Raw genomic sequence first — 15,457 nt, 5'->3', positions numbered from 1 at the left:
CCTGAATCATCAGGAAATGCAGCAGGATTCCGGCACCATTTCCGGTTCGGTGATCGCATCACGCCCCACCGGGGCCAGAATCCCGGCAGGGTTGCTTTTGTTCAGTGGGGCATCATGGGAAGAACCGACGCCGCAGGAGCGTTTCCAGGTTTCTTCAGCCATGCAGCCTCCTTTATGACGGGCTGGTGCGGTGGGCCAGCCGAACAGGCCCGGATGGGCGTGGATAAAGTATCATACCCTGTTCCGGTGCCAACAGGCAAACCCTGGAGCGTTGTGCGAAAAGTGGGAACCGGTTTTCACATAAACAGCGCGGCATGAAGAAACCGGCGTTGTGCGAAAAGTGGGAACCGGTTTTCGCATAAGCAATGCGGCATGAAAAAACCGGCGTTGTGCGAAAAGTGGGAACCGATTTTCGCATAAGCAATGCGGCAAAACAAAATCCTGGACCAGCGTGCTTGCATCAGATCACAGTACACGACACAAAACAAAAAGATCATGGAGCGCTGCTCCAAACCTCGCCGGGGCCTTTAGGCCACGGACCCCACTGATTTGATATTGAAAGAAAAAATGGGGGTCCGGGGGCATCGTCCCCCGGGCAGATGCGGACGGCAGTCCGCCATTCTCCACCAACTGTCGTGTACTGTGGCATCAGATTTAGCGCACGCTGGTCTAGCCGCGGGTCGGTTGATGGTCATCAGCAAGAGAATGGTCGTACATCTTTTATCCACCATCAGGGATGGGGTATATTCTTTTGGTCATTTTCTGAAAAACCTTATTCCTGTTGGCGGCTCTTTGTGAAACGCTGGAGGCCGTCAAAGAGCTGCCAAGGGCTCTGTACGGTCGTGTGTCTACGACGATCGTTACGACTTTGGGTTGGGGAGGGATGCCTGTGCAGAAAAAATCTTCGGGCAAAAAGCCGTTCTGGCGCTTGCCGCGTTCGACGGCCTCCCATGAATTCCAGACCATCGTGTCGGCGGCACTCAGCAGTGTCAGCGAAGGGGTGGCGGTCTTTGACAGCGATGATCACCTGATCTACAGCAACCCGTCGTATGCCTCGCTGTTGTCCCTGCCGGACCATGCGCTGCCGGTCGGTTTGCCGTTCACCAGCCTGCTGTCGCTGCTGGCCGAGCGGGGGGCCTTTGCCGACCCGTTCTTTGTCGAGCACCGGCTGGACCACCATCAAAAGCGCCATAACCAGCCGCTGGACCATGCCCTGAAGAATGGCCGCTGGCTGCGCGAGCGGATTTCACGCACCCTCGAGGGGCAAACGGTACTGACGCTGAGCGATATCAGCACCGTCAAACAGCAGGCCCAGACGCTGGAGCAGTCCGAGCAGGAAGCCCGTGCCATGCGGGCCCGGCTGCGGCAGGCCATCGGCAGCATGAACGAGGCGTTTGTCCTGTTTGATGCCGATGACCGTCTGGTGCTGTGCAATGCGCGCTTTGTGGAAGGCTTGCCGGGGCTGGGCAGCCTGCTGGTGCCCGGCACCAGCTTTGAAGAGATCGTCCGGGCCGCGGTGGACAGCGGGCTGATTGCGTCGGCGCGCTCCCATCCCGAGCCATGGATACAGCAGCGCCTGCTGGATCATCGCGCCCCGCGCGGGCCGCGTGAAATCGAGTATGCCGATGGCCGGACGGTGCTGTTGCGTGAGGCACGGACGCCGGATGGCGGGGCGGTGGCGATCGAATCCGACATCACCTTGCGGCGGCGGGCGGAAAAGGCGCTGGCCGACAGCGAACAGCGGCACCGCCGTCTGGTCGAGCTGATGCCTGATCTGGTCTGTGTGCTGAAAGATGGTCTGATTGGCTATATCAACCCGGCCGGGCTGCGGATTCTGGGGCATGGCGAAGACACCCTGATCGGCTGCGCGCTGGCCGATCTGGCGCCGCCGGATCAGCAGGCAACGGTGCGGGCGGTGTTGCAGGACCCCAAAAAATTTGAACGCTGGCACCGGGTGCCGCTGATGTGTCTGCCGGAACAGGCGACGGGGCAAACGGTGGGGCCGGTGATGGCTCCGCTGGAGCTGGCAGTGTTGCCGCTGTGCGATGATGGCAGCGAACTGATGGTGGTCGGGCGTGACCTCAGCGAGATTCAGCAAGCCAATGATGCGACGCTGGCCCGTGAACGGCAGCTGGACGGGATCATGAATACCGTGGTCGATGGCATCATTACCATTGATCACCGTGGCCGGATCGAAAGTTTCAACACCGCTGCCGAACGCATTTTCGGCTACACCGCTGCCGAAGTGGCCGGGCAGCCGGTCCACATGCTGATCCCCAGCGGGCAACGGCAGATGCATGGCCAGTATCTGGAAAACTATCTGGAAACCGGCCACAAGAAAATCATCGGCATTGGCCGCGAGGAAGTGGCCCAGCGCAAGGACGGGACCGTGTTCCCGATCGAGCTGGCGGTGTCGGAACTGCGGATTGGCGGGCGCATCCTGTTCACCGGGGTGGTGCGCGACATCACCGAGCGCAAGGAAGCCGAAGCCGCCCTGCGTGCCAGCGAAGAACGTCACCAGTTGGCGATTTCCGGTACCAACGAAGCCATCTGGGACTGGGATGTGCGGTCGGATTGTGTCTATTTCAGCCCGCACACCTGGGACGTTCTGGGGGTTCATCCGCAGACGGTGCAAAAGCCATCACAATGGCTGGCGCTGATCTGCCGTGAAGACCTGCCAGCCTTCCGCGAGGCGTTGCGGCGACACCTGAAAGGGCTGACCCCGTTCTTTTCCTGCAGCTATCGCATCACCGATGCCGATGGAGCCTTGCGCTGGGTACAGCATCGTGGACTGGCGGTGCGGGATGCGCGTGGGCATGTCTACCGGATGGCCGGGTCGCTGGGTGACATCACCGCTCGCCGCAAGGCCGAGGATGACCTGATCGTGGCCAAGGAACAGGCCGAATGGGCCAACCGGGCCAAGACCGAGTTCCTGGCCAACATGAGCCATGAACTGCGGACACCGCTGAATGCGATCATCGGCTTTTCCGAGGTGATTTATTCCGAACTGTTTGGGGTGGTCACGCCGCCGTCCTACAAGGAATATGCCTACAACATTCTGGAATCCGGTCGTCACCTGCTGGACGTGATCAACGACATTCTTGATGTCAGCCGGGTGGAAGCCGGGGAAATGACCCTGCATCCCGAACGGGTGGCCTTTGCCGACATTGCCGACAGTGCCCTGCGGCTGGTGTCGGTACGCGCCAGCGATGCCGGCATTCAGCTGCGCAGCACGATTGAACCAAACCTGCCCGACATGTGGGGTGAACCACGTCGCCTGAAGCAGATCCTGATCAATCTGTTGGGCAATGCGATCAAGTTCACCCCCGCCGGTGGGGCGGTGACGCTGAAGGCCTTTTGCCCGCCAGCAGCCGAGGCGGAACAGGCCCGGACCCTGATCATCGAGGTGCAGGACACTGGTATCGGCATGCGGGCCGAAGACATCCCCCGCGCCCTGATGCCATTCCAGCAGATTGATAGCCGACTGGCCCGCCGTTACGAAGGCACCGGGCTGGGATTGCCGTTGACGGTGGCCTTTGTCCGTCTGCACGGCGGCGATCTGCAGATTACCAGCGCGCTGGAGCAGGGGACCACGGTCCGGCTGAGCTTTCCGGTGCGGGTCTGGTAAACGCCCCACAAAATGGTTTCATAAAATACCATAATATTATTATGAGAATATATATGGCAGGTCCGCCTAAAAGGCGGGCATATGCGCGGGCACTCTTTTGTTAACCCTTTGTTATGCCTTCTGCCGCAGTGCGGCATATTTTTTGCTTAAACACTTATGGGCAGTTGTTGTATCAGTGCGGACCTCACGGATGCAGCAGACCGGGCGGGTAACGGCAAACCAAGTCTATAAAGAACACTCGCCAATCGTTAGGAGGGCCGATGTCTAACGCAGAGCGTATTGTCGAACTTGCGGAAAAAGTTTCTTACCTTACTGAATCAAAAATGAGCCAAATTCATGCCATCACTGGTTCTGTCCGGATGCTGGCATTGAACGCCCTGATCGAAGCGCACCGGGCCGGAGACCATGGGCGCGGGTTTGCGGTGGTGGCCAGTGAAGTGAAATCCATCTCGCAGGCCATCTCGTCGGTGGCCAACGAGTTGCAGCAGGAACTGGTCGGGAGCGCCAGTGACCTGTCGTCCTTGGGGCGTGGACTGGTCGAGCACGTGCGGGGAACGCGCCTGGCTGATCTGGCCCTGAACATGATCGAAATCATTGACCGCAACCTGTATGAGCGGTCCTGTGATGTGCGGTGGTGGGCAACCGACAGTGCGGTGGTTGACGCCGTGCAACAGCCCTCTGCCGCGACCAGCCGCCGGGCGTCCCAGCGGCTGGGGGTGATCCTGTCATCCTATACCGTCTATCTGGACCTGTGGGTGATTGATGCCGACGGTCGTGTTGTTGCCAATGGCCGCCCGGACCGCTATCCGGGAGTCCTCGGCCGTTCGGTGCAGCAGGAACGCTGGTTCACCCAGGCGATGGCCACGCGCGATGGCGGGGACTTTATCGTTGATGACGTCTGCGCGTCCGATCTGTTGGGCGGGGCGCAGGTGGCGACCTATGCGACGGCCATCCGGCAGGATGGCGAAGTTGATGGGGCTCCGCAGGGTGTGCTGGCGATTTTCTTTGACTGGGAACCGCAAGCCCGCGCCGTGGTGCAAGGGGTCCGTCTGAGCGAAGAGGAAAAAAGCTCCACCCGCTGCCTGCTGGTCGATTCGACCGGGTTGGTGATTGCCTCTTCGGATAACAAGGGCGTTCTGTCGGAACGGGTCGGCTTGCCCGCCAGCAAGCAGGCTATCGGCCATACTGTTCGTCATGACAGCGCGGTGATGGGCTATGCCCTGACACCGGGCTATGAGACCTATCGCGGACTGGGGTGGTATGGGGTGATCGTCCAGACACCGCATTCCAGCAACAACTGACCGGTTTTACGGTGATCATCAGGACTGTTTCAGGGCTTGAGGGGTGCAAGCTCCTGTAACGGCCACACTCCCAGAGCCTTGCTGCTGCCCGTCAGACCTTCGGGCAGCAGCAAGGTTGGCTCTGGCAGGGAAAAGGGCGCTGCACACAGATCCGTCGGATACCAGCCGCCGGTGGTGACCCACTGGTTGCGCTCGGTGGTGTGGTGGGTGGCGATCAGGTAACGGCTGCCGCTGCGCTGAAAGGCCCGCAGGGCGGCCAGCGCTGCTTCGACCGGCAGATGGGTCAGAACGTCGCGGCACAAAATGGCATCACAGCGTGGCAAAACGGTGCTGACGATATCAGCCTGACGGGTAAACACCGCTGTCTGATCGGCAAACCGTTGCATGAGGTGGCTGACCGCCTCGGGGGCGATGTCAAAGCCAAGATACAGACGCAGATCGGGGAGCAGGTCGGCAATCCAGTTGCCGTCGCCGCATCCTGCATCGGCCAGCACCTGCACATTCAGAAAGCGCAAGGCATCGCGCAGGCGGGGGCGCAGGGTGGCGGTGGCGGCCATCGTCGAGCCAGAGCCTGAGCGGGTTTCCTCACACCGCCAGCCATTGCCGGCCCAGATGGCGGAAAAGACTTTCTGCCGTTTCTGGCTTTCGGTCGGCTGTTCGGGCTCGCGGTCGGGCAACAGGCCGGGCTTGCCATCAATCAGACGCACCCGGAAGTCGATCCCGCTGGCCGCTTCATAGGAGGCCAGCGAACGGACGCGGCCCAGTCCATAGCGGTCAATGTCGCGCAGGGCGGGGTCTTCGGCGCTGGCCGGATATTGCTCCATGCCCAGCATGTGACGCACCCGCTTGGCGGCTCGCTGGCGCAGGACAGCCCAGTCTTTCTGGTCTTCCCAATGCCGCGGTCGGGACGGTCGGGGGGTGTAGTCGTGGTAGGCCACCGCCTGATTGGGGGTGAACAGGTCCCAGCCGTGGCTCCACAACCGCACCGCCAGCGAGATTTCTTCGCCCTGAAAATACAGGTAGGGATCATAGGGCACGTCCCTGACCATCGCCGCCGCCGCAAACAGCAGCCCGGCACCGAGGTGACAGGTTGGCTCCAGTGCCTTGGGAGCATCCTCGATCGCGGCGCCGGTGGACCGCTGCAACAAGATGCCGTCGGTATCAAAGCCCTTGGGATGAATCCGCACATAGCGCGGCGGGCTGAAGGTCGATGGCGGCTCAAAGCTGAGGGGATAGGTGGACAGCACCGCGCGCGGCGACGGAGCGGCGGCCAGCATCGCCAGTAGCACGCTGTCCCAGCCGGGGACAAAGCGCATGTGGCTGTCGATCTGGAAATAATAGTCTTCGCCGGCCATCAACTCCTGTGTGCGGGAGCGGGCCCAGCAAGCCCCCTGACTGTCGCGGGCGTGGACCTCCAGCACCCGCACCTGAGCAGGGCGGTCCGGCCAGGGGGCACAGTCGGTATCGTCCTCTGGCACCCATTGCAGGCAGACGCCCACCCGCAGGCGGTCCGGGGCATCGGCCTTGGTGAACAGGTCGCTCATGGTGGCGGCCAGATCAGGGTCGCGGTAACTGGCAATGGCGACAAAGATCGTCGGACGGTCCGCTGATGCGGTAAGCGGGCTGGGGATCATCGAGGCTCCTGAAGCGGGGATCGTCCGGGTACCGCCGCAGGGTAGCACGAGAGTGGTGTCAGATTAAGCAAACACCGGTTCAGCACGGGGAGGGGAGTGTTGCCTGAATATCAGGCGAACTGCATGTAATGGCACTGCAATCTCCTTATTTTAAGTAGACCCTTTCATGGAACAGTCATTGTCGGGGACGGGGAGAGTGTCGTATGCTGCACTGCATCATCACTTCCCCCAATACTCTCCCAACACGAGGGCGCCATGACCAACCCGTTTTCCCTGCACGGTAAAAAAGGCCTGATCGTCGGTATCGCCAATGACCAGTCGATCGCTTATGGCTGCGCCAAGGTTTTCCGCGACATGGGGGCCGAGCTGGCGGTTACGTTCCTGAACGAAAAAGCCAAGCCCTATGTCGTGCCGCTGGCCGAGACCCTGTCTGCCGAACTGATGGGACCGTGCGATGTGCGCGAAAGTGGCGAGCTGAAGGACGTGTTTGCCCAGATCGAACAGAAATGGGGCAAGCTGGATTTCGTGCTGCACTCGATCGCCTTTGCGCCCAAGGAAGACCTGCATGGCCGCGTGGTTGATTGCAGCCGCGAAGGATTCTCGATGGCGATGGATGTGTCCTGCCATTCGTTCATCCGCATGGCCCGCTATGCCGAACCGCTGATGAAGGACGGTGGCACTCTGCTGACCGTGTCGTTCTATGGCTCGGAAAAGGTGGTCGATCACTACAACGTCATGGGGCCGGTGAAGGCCGCGCTGGAAAGCGTCACCCGTTACATGGCCGCCGAGCTGGGCGAAAAGGGCATTCGCGTCCACGCCATGTCGCCCGGCCCGCTGAAGACCCGCGCCGCGTCGGGCATTGACCGCTTTGACGAACTGATGGCCCGGGCGGCGGAAAAGGCCCCGGAACACATTCTGGTCAGCATCGAAGACGTCGGGGCCTATGCTTCGTTCCTGGTGTCCGATGCAGCCCACAACATCACCGGCGGTGTGCACTTCATTGATGCCGGTTACAACATCATGGGCTAAACCGGACTCGCCTTGTGGCGTGTCCGTGTGAGGTGTGAAACCCGGAGTCTGGTACAGGCTCCGGGTTTTTGTTGTGCAGGATTGGTAATCACCAACACCGTGCGCTACAACAGGGCACGGTGTTTGCTTTTTCAAGGGAGCCTGCCATGCGGTTTACAGGTCTGGGGTACACGGCAGGTCTGCTTGTGATGCTGCTGCTGACGGGGGGAGCCGCCTCTGCCACCGAGCCGACGACCAGCGAAGTCCGTAGCGCCCTGTGCGGGCCGATTGCCATTCCTGCCCAGTATGGCAAGGATGCGGCGCAGGGGCGTCAGTTCCTGCCGATCTATTCGGCGATCCGCTATTTGCACAACGACCTGTTTTCGGTGGCGGTGACCATCAGTCTGCGCAACCCCAATCCGACTCATCCGCTCAGTGTGTCTTCGGCGCTGTTGTTTGGTCATCAGGGCGAACCGCTGAAGGACTTTATCGACGGAGCCCCGCAGGTGATCCCGCCGCTGGGAGCGGTGGAGCTGTTCCTGCGCAATGTCGATTTCCCGCAGCACACCGGCGCCAGCATGGTGCTGGCGTGGAGCGGTCCGGCAGGGGTGCTGCCGCCGGTGACGGAATCGGTGATGGTTGGCAGTAAGGGCAGTCAGGGGATGGCGTTCAACAGCCGGGCCAGTGAGCTGGGGCCGTGCCGGTAAACAGGGTCATGGAGCGCTGCTCAAAACCTCGCTGGGGCCTTGATGACCCAGACCCCATTTCTTTGATAGTAAAAGAAAAAATGGGGGTCTGGGGGCTTTGTCCCCCCGGGCAGGTGCGGACGGCAGTCCGCCATTCTCCACCAACTGTCGTGTACTGTGGCGTCAGATTTAACGCACGCTGGTCTAACCTTTTGTAGTGCCGCATTGTTGTTGCGAAAACCGGTTCCCACTTTTCGCACAATGCTCTAAGTCTTCCCCTAATTCTTCATCGAGAAGTTCAGGAACGGCACGATACAGCGGTCCAGAATGTCCGAGTTGGCAATCAACTGGCCGATTTCCGCATCGCCCTTGATCGATCCGCGCTTGCGCATGTCATCGAGGTCGGCTTTCAGGCCGGCGATGGCCTTGATGCCTTCGGGGGTTTGCAGCGGGCCTTCAAAGAACCGGCGGCCAAGGCCGGGCTTGGAGAACAGCCCTTCGAGGATGTTCAGGGCTTCGCCAAAGCCGGTTGGCTTTTCGCCGACAATCCCCAGCGCCTTCATGGTATCGGTGCTGATGTATTCCATGAACCGGTCGCAGAACAGGCGGACTTCGTCAATGCGCTCCTTGCGGGCGATTTTGTCGGCCTGACGAATCTGGCTGACGATTTTGCCAAAGGCGACCAGCAGCTCGGGCGGGTTTTCGATCAGGGTGTTGAAATAGGGCCCCAGAATCGACCGTCCGGCGGCAATGTCGGTTTCAAAGCGATGGCCCTTGACTTCCGGCAGGCCACGGGCAGCGCGTTCTTCGTTCACCTTGTCGGTGATGTCGCGCACTTCCCACTTGCCCAGCACGATCAGGGCCTGCGGGTCGCGGATCAGCCCGATGGCATCTCCCAGATCGCGCACCTGCTCGACGCAGTTGAAGTTCTCGGCCACGGCCTTGATGGTGTCGGGCGACCAGTCAAAGACATTGCGGAAGCCCGCGCCAAAGGCCTGTCGCAGGGCGCGCATGTGGAATGCCTTCAGCATCGCCAGCGCGTACAGGACATCGGGGTTGGCTTCGGCCAGGATGTCACCGGCCTGATAGCCCAGCCCCATCACCAGTTCGGTCAGGGCCAGCGGCTGGAACACCGACATCACCCGCAGCTTGCCGATTGCTGCCGGGTTGTGGATGGTACCCAGCAGTTGCCGCTTGGCCTTGGAGTTGGCCTTGAAGATCAGCTCCAGCGCCATGTCGATGAAAAAAATCTGCGCCTGATCGACGGTCAGGCCGCAGGCGGTCATGTGCGTCCGGCCCTTGCTGGGGGGAATCGGTTTCCCCTTGTCGTCGTTCAGGCGGATAATGTTCGACTTCCACGCCGAGACGAACATCCGCAGGCCGCGTTCGATCTTTTCGTCGTCGGTCAGTGCCTGCAGAAAGGGAACGCCTTGCAGCTTTTTTTCCGAATCCGGCAGGGCGCGGTCTTCGATCTTTTGCAGGATCGGATAAATCTCGGCCGCCACCCGCAACAGGCGAGCTTTCCGCTGGCCGGTCAGTCGGTTGGCAGTGGTGCGGACGAGGGATTTCACCGGCGGTGGAATCAGCTTCAGGACGGGCCCGTCACCACTGGCATCGCCAATGGTCAGAATCGCCGTTGAAAGTCGTGCCCTGTTGCTCATGCCTGTGTCCATATGCCGCCGAACGTGCCGGGGATGTCATCGTTCGTTACAGATCGGCCTTGCCTCTGGGAACCCTGCGCTAGTTGCCGTCGGAAATCAAGCCAATCTCGAACGAACGGAAGGGCTTATTCGCGCCAGAGCCTATCTGAAAGGATAGGTCTGGCCGCCATCGTCTCTGTCGGATCGGACAAGAGGGGTGGGTAAAGAACACTGTATTGACGTTTACGTAAACGGAAAGTACCTTGGTGGGCACGGGAGCAGGCTCGCCCCGGTTACCCACATGGGAACCGGAGGACAGGAAAACCAGAGTGCCGCCCCGACCGGGAGACGTCGTAACCACCCGCCGGGTGGCGGGCAGGGCAACCACCCGCCCGATGGCGGGCAGGCAGGAAAGAAAGGCTGACAGATGAGCTTTACGAGCCTGAATTTTGATCTGGGAGAGTCGGCAGACATGCTGCGCGACAGTGTGGCGCGCTTTGCCGCCGACCAGATTGCGCCGCGTGCAGCGGAAATTGATCGCAGTAACGAGTTCCCCGCCGACCTGTGGCGCAAGTTCGGCGATCTGGGGGTGCTGGGGATCACCGTCGAGGAAGAGTACGGCGGGGCCGGACTGGGCTATCTGGAACATGTGGTGGCGATGGAGGAAATCTCCCGCGCCTCGGCCAGTGTCGGCCTCAGCTATGGCGCGCATTCCAACCTGTGTGTGAACCAGATTCGCCGCAACGGTACCGAAACGCAAAAGCAGACCTGGCTGCCGCGCCTGATTGCAGGCGATGCGGTGGGGGCGCTGGCGATGTCCGAGCCGGGGTCCGGGTCGGATGTGGTGTCGATGCGCCTGCGTGCCGAGCGGCGGGGCGACCGCTTTGTCCTGAACGGCAACAAGATGTGGATCACCAATGGTCCCGATGCTGACGTGCTGGTGGTTTATGCCAAGACCGATCCGGCGGCGGGGCCGAAGGGCATCACCGCTTTTCTGGTCGAAAAGGGCATGGCGGGGTTTTCCACCGCGCAAAAGCTCGACAAGCTGGGGATGCGTGGCTCCAACACCTGCGAACTGGTGTTTGAAGACTGCGAAGTACCGGAGGAAAACATCCTTGGGGCGCTGAACGGCGGTGTGCGGGTGCTGATGAGCGGTCTTGACTATGAACGGGCGGTGCTGGCCGCCGGGCCGCTGGGGATCATGCAGGCCTGCATGGACGTGGTGGTGCCCTATGTCCATGACCGCAAGCAGTTTGGCCAGCCGATTGGCGAGTTCCAGTTGATGCAGGGCAAGCTGGCCGACATGTACACCACCATGAATGCCTGCCGGGCTTATGTCTATGCGGTGGCCAGGGCGTGCGACCGTGGCGAGACCAGCCGCAAGGATGCTGCCGGGGTCATTCTGTACGCCGCCGAAAAAGCCACCTGGATGGCGCTGGAGGCAATCCAGACGCTGGGCGGCAACGGTTATATCAACGACTACCCCACCGGGCGACTGCTGCGCGATGCCAAGCTGTACGAGATCGGCGCAGGCACCAGCGAGATTCGCCGGATGCTGATCGGGCGCGAGCTGTTTACCGAAAGCGCCTGAAATCCGCAGGGAACCGGCCCGTTCCCTGCCATTTTTATCACTGCGCTGCCCTCACCGGCGGCGTTTGGACAGACCCACCGCGCCGCCCTGACTGGCGGCGCCTGGACAGGACAAACTGTAATGACCCATGCTGATCCGATTGTGATCGTTGGCGCTGCCCGCACCCCGATGGGGGCCTTTCAGGGCGAATTGTCGGGCGTGACCGCGCCGGTGCTTGGCTCGATTGCGATCAAGGGCGCGCTGGACCGGGCCGCGGTTCCGGCTGCTGATGTGGATGAAGTGCTGATGGGCTGCGTGCTGCCGGCCGGGCTGGGACAGGCTCCGGCGCGTCAGGCATCGCGCGGGGCCGGGGTGCCTGACGCGGCGGGCTGCACCACCATCAACAAGATGTGCGGATCGGGGATGCGGGCGGCGATGTTTGCCCATGACATGCTGCTGGCCGGGTCGGCCTCGGTGATGATCGCCGGTGGCATGGAATCGATGAGCAACGCCCCCTACCTGCTGGACAAGGCCCGTGGCGGCTATCGCATGGGCCATGGGCGGGTGATGGACCACATGTTCCTCGACGGTCTGGAGGACGCCTATGACAAGGGCCGCCTGATGGGCACCTTTGCCGAGGACACCGCCAGCCATTACGGCTTTACCCGCGAACAGCAGGACGCCTTTGCGCTGGCTTCGCTGGACCGGGCGCTGAAGGCGACCAATGACGGCACGGCGGCGGCGGAAATCGTGCCGGTGGCGATCAAGGGCCGCAAGGGCGACACCCTGATCGAAGCCGACGAACAGCCGCGCAACGCCCGCCCGGACAAAATCCCGACCCTGAAGGCCGCTTTCCGCGATGGCGGGACGGTGACGGCGGCGAACAGCTCGTCGATTTCCGACGGGGCGGCGGCGCTGGTGATGATGCGCCGGTCCGAAGCCGACCGGCGCGGTCTGACCCCGCTGGCGACCATCCTCGGCCATGCCACCGACGCCCGCGCCCCGGCGTGGTTCACCACCGCTCCGGTGGGAGCGATGGAAAAGCTGCTGACGAAGGTCAACTGGTCGCTGGCTGACGTTGACCTGTGGGAAATCAACGAGGCTTTTGCGGTTGTAACCATGGCTGCCATGCATGATTTACAAATTGCTCATGAAAAGGTGAACGTGCATGGTGGGGCTTGTGCCTTGGGTCATCCCATTGGCGCATCAGGGGCACGTATCCTCGTGACCCTGATTAATGCACTGAAAAAGTATGGTTTGAAGACCGGTGTTGCCTCGCTCTGCATTGGCGGCGGCGAAGCAACGGCGGTGGCGCTGGAGCTGGCCTCGTAACGGCTCTGATCCCTTTCCCTGTCTGCATCAAGGACGTTTTAATCAAGGACGTGGCGGGGAGGATCAGAGACAGGTATGGTGCCTGCACTCCGATGCTTCCCCCCCATCCGGGTCTGCCTGATGTAACGAAAGGAAACAGCGATGCCCTGTGTGTTGATCACCGGTGCCAATCGTGGCCTGGGGCTGGAATTTGCGCGACAGTACCGCGATGCGGGATGGCGCGTGATTGCCTGCTGCCGTGCCCCGGAACAGGCCCCTGCCTTGCAGGCGTTGGGGGTCGAGGTCGAGGCGCTGGAGGTGCCCGACGCCGACTCGCTGGCGGCTCTGGCACACAGGCTGGCTGGTCAGCCGGTCAACCTGTTGATCAACAACGCCGGTATCTACGGTGCCCACGCCCATCAGGCGTTCGGTACCGTTGACTGTGCCTCCTTTCTGGCCGCCCAGCAGGTCAATGCCTTTGGCCCGCTGGCGGTGACTCAGGCGCTGGTGTCGAACCTGCGGGCCGCGGTGGCGGCTGGCGGGACGGCAACGGTGGCGATTGTCTCGTCACGGATGGGGTCCATCGGTGAAATGCCGGGTGGGTCTTATATTTACCGTGCCTCCAAGGCATCGGTGAACATGGTCGGGGCCGGTCTGTCCCATGACCTGAAGCCCGATGGCATTGCCGTTGTCTTGTTGCATCCGGGCTGGGTCCGCACCGACATGGGCGGCCCGGACGGAATGCTGGATGCGCCGGAAAGCGTCAGCGGCATGCGGGCAGCGATTGCTGCCACCTCGCTCGACCGGACCGGTTTGTTTGTCGATTATCAGGGAAAGGAACTGCCGTGGTGATGCGGACCATTGATCGTATGGTGGCTGGCTTTCGTAGTTTTCGCGCCATCTATTACGAACAGCGCCCCGAGCGCGTGGCCTCGCTGGTCGAGGGCGGCCAAAAGCCGGAAATCCTGCTGGTGGCCTGTTCGGACAGCCGGGTTGACCCGGCGATCCTGATGAATGCCGAACCGGGCGAACTGTTCGTGGTGCGCAACGTGGCGGCCCTGGTGCCGCCCTATGCCCCGGACGGTCACTATCACGGCACCTCGGCGGCGCTGGAATATGCCGTGCGCGACCTGAAGGTGCAGGACATCATCGTGCTGGCCCATTCCAGCTGTGGCGGGGTCAGTGCGCTGGTGGCGGCCACCAAGCATGAAACCATGCCCGACCGTGAATTCATCCAGCCGTGGATGTCGATGATGGCCGGTGCGGTCGGTGACGAAGAACCGGCCAAGGCCAGTCAGGACACCCTGCGGCAGTCGATCCGCAACCTGCGCAGCTTCCCCTTTGTGCAGAACGCCGCCGACCTCGGATATCTCAATGTCCACGGCTGGTGGTTCGACATGAAGGAAGGCGCGCTGTATCGCCTGAACGAAGACGACGGTCAGTTCGTTCGTATTGAATAACCCCACCCGGATAAGGAAAGGCCACCATGGCGAAAAAGACGCCGATCGAGTTCTGGTTCGATTTCTCCAGCCCCTATGGCTATATCGCCGCGACGCAGATTGACAACATCGCGGAAGACCATGGCCGGACGGTGCTCTGGCGGCCTTTCCTGCTGGGTGCGGTGATGAAGGAAAGCGGTGGTGCGCCGCTGGCCAGCTCGGCGATGAAGTTCAGTTACATGAAGACCGACGTCGAGCGGTTCTGTCGCCTGTACGGCATCACCTATCGCCAGCCGGAAACCTTTCCGATTGGCGCGGTGGCCGCCTCGCGGGCCTTTTACTGGCTGGAAGAGCATGCTCCGGCCAAGGCGGTGGATTTCGCCGCCGTGGTCTATTCTGCCTACTTCGAGCAGGGCAAAAATATCGGAGAGCCGGAGGTGGTGCTCGATATTGCCGCCCGCATGGGGATCGACCGGGCGGCGCTGGAACAGGCGCTGGCCGATCCGGTGATCAAGAACCGTCTGCGCGAGGTGTGCGACGAGGCCGTTTCCCGCGGCATCTTCGGCTCGCCGTGGCTGGTGGTCGATGGCGAACACTTCTGGGGGGCCGACCGCCTGTGGATGGTCGAGGAATGGCTTGAAACCGGCGGCTGGTAAGGCCACTCTGTACGCCTGATTTTTTCTGACAGACCAAGGGGATGGCAATGGCTCTGACCAAAGGTTTCAAGGCTCTGCTGGACGAGAGCTATCGTCTGATCGAGACGGTGACCGCCGACGAGGCCAAGGCCCTGCTGAACCATCCCGATGTGGTGTTTGTTGACATCCGTGACGTGCGCGAGCTGGAACACGAAGGGGTGATCCCCGGCTCGTTCCATGCTCCGCGCGGGATGCTGGAGTTCTGGGTTGACCCGGAAAGCCCGTACTACAAGGACATCTTTGGGTCGGGCAAAAGCTTTGTCTTTTATTGTGCTTCCGCCTGGCGCTCGTGCCTGGCGACACGGGCCATGCAGGACATGGGTCTGTCGCCGGTCGCGCAACTGGGCGGCGGCTTTACAGCCTGGAAGGCTGCCGGGGGTCCGGTGATCCCGCGTGAGGACAATCCCGGACCGAAGGCCTGAGCCTTCCTTTTCCTGCGCATACCGGTCTGACCCGAGACTCATAAAAAAAGCGGGCAGGCCAGCGGGGCGCGTGGCGCACAGCAACAACCACCGGACCGCACAGACGGTCCACGCCACGGTGAT

At 61.7% G+C, this 15,457-nt stretch carries 13 protein-coding genes; 10 read left to right on the top strand and 3 right to left on the bottom strand.

Annotated features, from left to right (window positions below):
• Positions 1-9: 9 nt before the first annotated feature.
• Complete coding sequence (locus tag BW995_RS20790; protein ID WP_175617060.1) at positions 10-162, bottom strand: hypothetical protein; 153 nt, start codon at positions 160-162, stop codon at positions 10-12.
• Between the two features lie 727 nt (positions 163-889).
• Here BW995_RS20790 and BW995_RS11920 point away from each other — a divergent pair.
• Positions 890-3,628 (top strand): PAS domain S-box protein, encoded by a 2,739-nt coding sequence (locus BW995_RS11920; protein ID WP_076400630.1) that lies wholly within the window; start codon positions 890-892, stop codon positions 3,626-3,628.
• A gap of 323 nt (positions 3,629-3,951) precedes the next feature.
• On the top strand, positions 3,952-4,929 hold the full coding sequence (locus BW995_RS11915; protein WP_407656317.1) for a methyl-accepting chemotaxis protein: 978 nt from the start codon (positions 3,952-3,954) through the stop codon (positions 4,927-4,929).
• A gap of 29 nt (positions 4,930-4,958) precedes the next feature.
• Here BW995_RS11915 and BW995_RS11910 read toward each other — a convergent pair whose 3' ends face one another.
• Complete coding sequence (locus BW995_RS11910) at positions 4,959-6,563, bottom strand: GlcNAc-transferase family protein (protein WP_076400628.1); 1,605 nt, start codon at positions 6,561-6,563, stop codon at positions 4,959-4,961.
• Positions 6,564-6,818: 255 nt separating this feature from the next.
• Here BW995_RS11910 and fabI point away from each other — a divergent pair, with 255 nt between their 5' ends.
• The gene (gene fabI, locus BW995_RS11905) at positions 6,819-7,592 is read left to right on the top strand and encodes an enoyl-ACP reductase FabI (RefSeq protein WP_076400627.1); all 774 of its coding nucleotides are present in this window, start codon (positions 6,819-6,821) and stop codon (positions 7,590-7,592) included.
• 188 nt (positions 7,593-7,780) lie between these two features.
• Entirely contained in the window at positions 7,781-8,278 is a 498-nt protein-coding gene (locus BW995_RS11900; protein WP_175617059.1) for a DUF3124 domain-containing protein, read from the top strand.
• A gap of 257 nt (positions 8,279-8,535) precedes the next feature.
• Here BW995_RS11900 and BW995_RS11895 read toward each other — a convergent pair whose 3' ends face one another.
• Entirely contained in the window at positions 8,536-9,918 is a 1,383-nt protein-coding gene (locus BW995_RS11895) for a hypothetical protein (RefSeq protein ID WP_076400625.1), read from the bottom strand.
• 406 nt (positions 9,919-10,324) lie between these two features.
• Here BW995_RS11895 and BW995_RS11890 point away from each other — a divergent pair, with 406 nt between their 5' ends.
• The 6 genes from BW995_RS11890 to BW995_RS11865 all read left to right on the top strand — a co-directional run bounded on the left by BW995_RS11890 (position 10,325) and on the right by BW995_RS11865 (position 15,334).
• Positions 10,325-11,488 carry an isovaleryl-CoA dehydrogenase gene (locus BW995_RS11890; RefSeq protein WP_076400624.1) on the top strand — a complete coding sequence of 388 codons (1,164 nt, stop codon included), beginning with the start codon at positions 10,325-10,327 and terminating at the stop codon, positions 11,486-11,488.
• Between the two features lie 120 nt (positions 11,489-11,608).
• Complete coding sequence (locus BW995_RS11885) at positions 11,609-12,799, top strand: acetyl-CoA C-acyltransferase (protein WP_076400623.1); 1,191 nt, start codon at positions 11,609-11,611, stop codon at positions 12,797-12,799.
• Between the two features lie 141 nt (positions 12,800-12,940).
• Positions 12,941-13,630: an SDR family oxidoreductase gene (locus tag BW995_RS11880; protein WP_076400622.1), complete on the top strand. Its 690-nt coding sequence runs from the start codon at positions 12,941-12,943 to the stop codon at positions 13,628-13,630.
• Positions 13,630-14,238, top strand: coding sequence for a carbonic anhydrase (locus BW995_RS11875; protein WP_076400621.1), 609 nt, complete (start codon positions 13,630-13,632; stop codon positions 14,236-14,238). Before BW995_RS11880 ends, BW995_RS11875 begins: the two co-directional genes overlap by 1 nt.
• A gap of 26 nt (positions 14,239-14,264) precedes the next feature.
• Positions 14,265-14,873, top strand: a complete 609-nt coding sequence (locus tag BW995_RS11870; RefSeq protein WP_076400620.1) for a 2-hydroxychromene-2-carboxylate isomerase — start codon at positions 14,265-14,267, stop codon at positions 14,871-14,873.
• A 47-nt stretch (positions 14,874-14,920) separates the two neighbouring features.
• A complete protein-coding gene (locus tag BW995_RS11865; protein WP_076400619.1) occupies positions 14,921-15,334 on the top strand; it encodes a rhodanese-like domain-containing protein in 414 nt (137 codons plus the stop codon).
• Positions 15,335-15,457: the final 123 nt, after the last annotated feature.

It is taken from the genome of Insolitispirillum peregrinum, from assembly GCF_900156605.1.
Classification (GTDB): domain Bacteria; phylum Pseudomonadota; class Alphaproteobacteria; order Rhodospirillales; family Rhodospirillaceae; genus Insolitispirillum; species Insolitispirillum peregrinum.
Note: the sequence above shows the minus strand (reverse complement) of the source record. Positions and strands in the feature narration are given on the sequence as shown.

Coding starts and splice junctions, on each gene's coding strand:
- BW995_RS20790 (WP_175617060.1), bottom strand. CDS start 162: ATGGCTGAAGAAACCTGGAAACGCTCCTGCGGCGTCGGTTCTTCCCAT.
- BW995_RS11915 (WP_407656317.1), top strand. CDS start 3,952: ATGAGCCAAATTCATGCCATCACTGGTTCTGTCCGGATGCTGGCATTG.
- BW995_RS11910 (WP_076400628.1), bottom strand. CDS start 6,563: ATGATCCCCAGCCCGCTTACCGCATCAGCGGACCGTCCGACGATCTTT.
- fabI (WP_076400627.1), top strand. CDS start 6,819: ATGACCAACCCGTTTTCCCTGCACGGTAAAAAAGGCCTGATCGTCGGT.
- BW995_RS11900 (WP_175617059.1), top strand. CDS start 7,781: ATGCTGCTGCTGACGGGGGGAGCCGCCTCTGCCACCGAGCCGACGACC.
- BW995_RS11895 (WP_076400625.1), bottom strand. CDS start 9,918: ATGAGCAACAGGGCACGACTTTCAACGGCGATTCTGACCATTGGCGAT.
- BW995_RS11890 (WP_076400624.1), top strand. CDS start 10,325: ATGAGCTTTACGAGCCTGAATTTTGATCTGGGAGAGTCGGCAGACATG.
- BW995_RS11885 (WP_076400623.1), top strand. CDS start 11,609: ATGACCCATGCTGATCCGATTGTGATCGTTGGCGCTGCCCGCACCCCG.
- BW995_RS11880 (WP_076400622.1), top strand. CDS start 12,941: ATGCCCTGTGTGTTGATCACCGGTGCCAATCGTGGCCTGGGGCTGGAA.
- BW995_RS11875 (WP_076400621.1), top strand. CDS start 13,630: ATGCGGACCATTGATCGTATGGTGGCTGGCTTTCGTAGTTTTCGCGCC.
- BW995_RS11870 (WP_076400620.1), top strand. CDS start 14,265: ATGGCGAAAAAGACGCCGATCGAGTTCTGGTTCGATTTCTCCAGCCCC.
- BW995_RS11865 (WP_076400619.1), top strand. CDS start 14,921: ATGGCTCTGACCAAAGGTTTCAAGGCTCTGCTGGACGAGAGCTATCGT.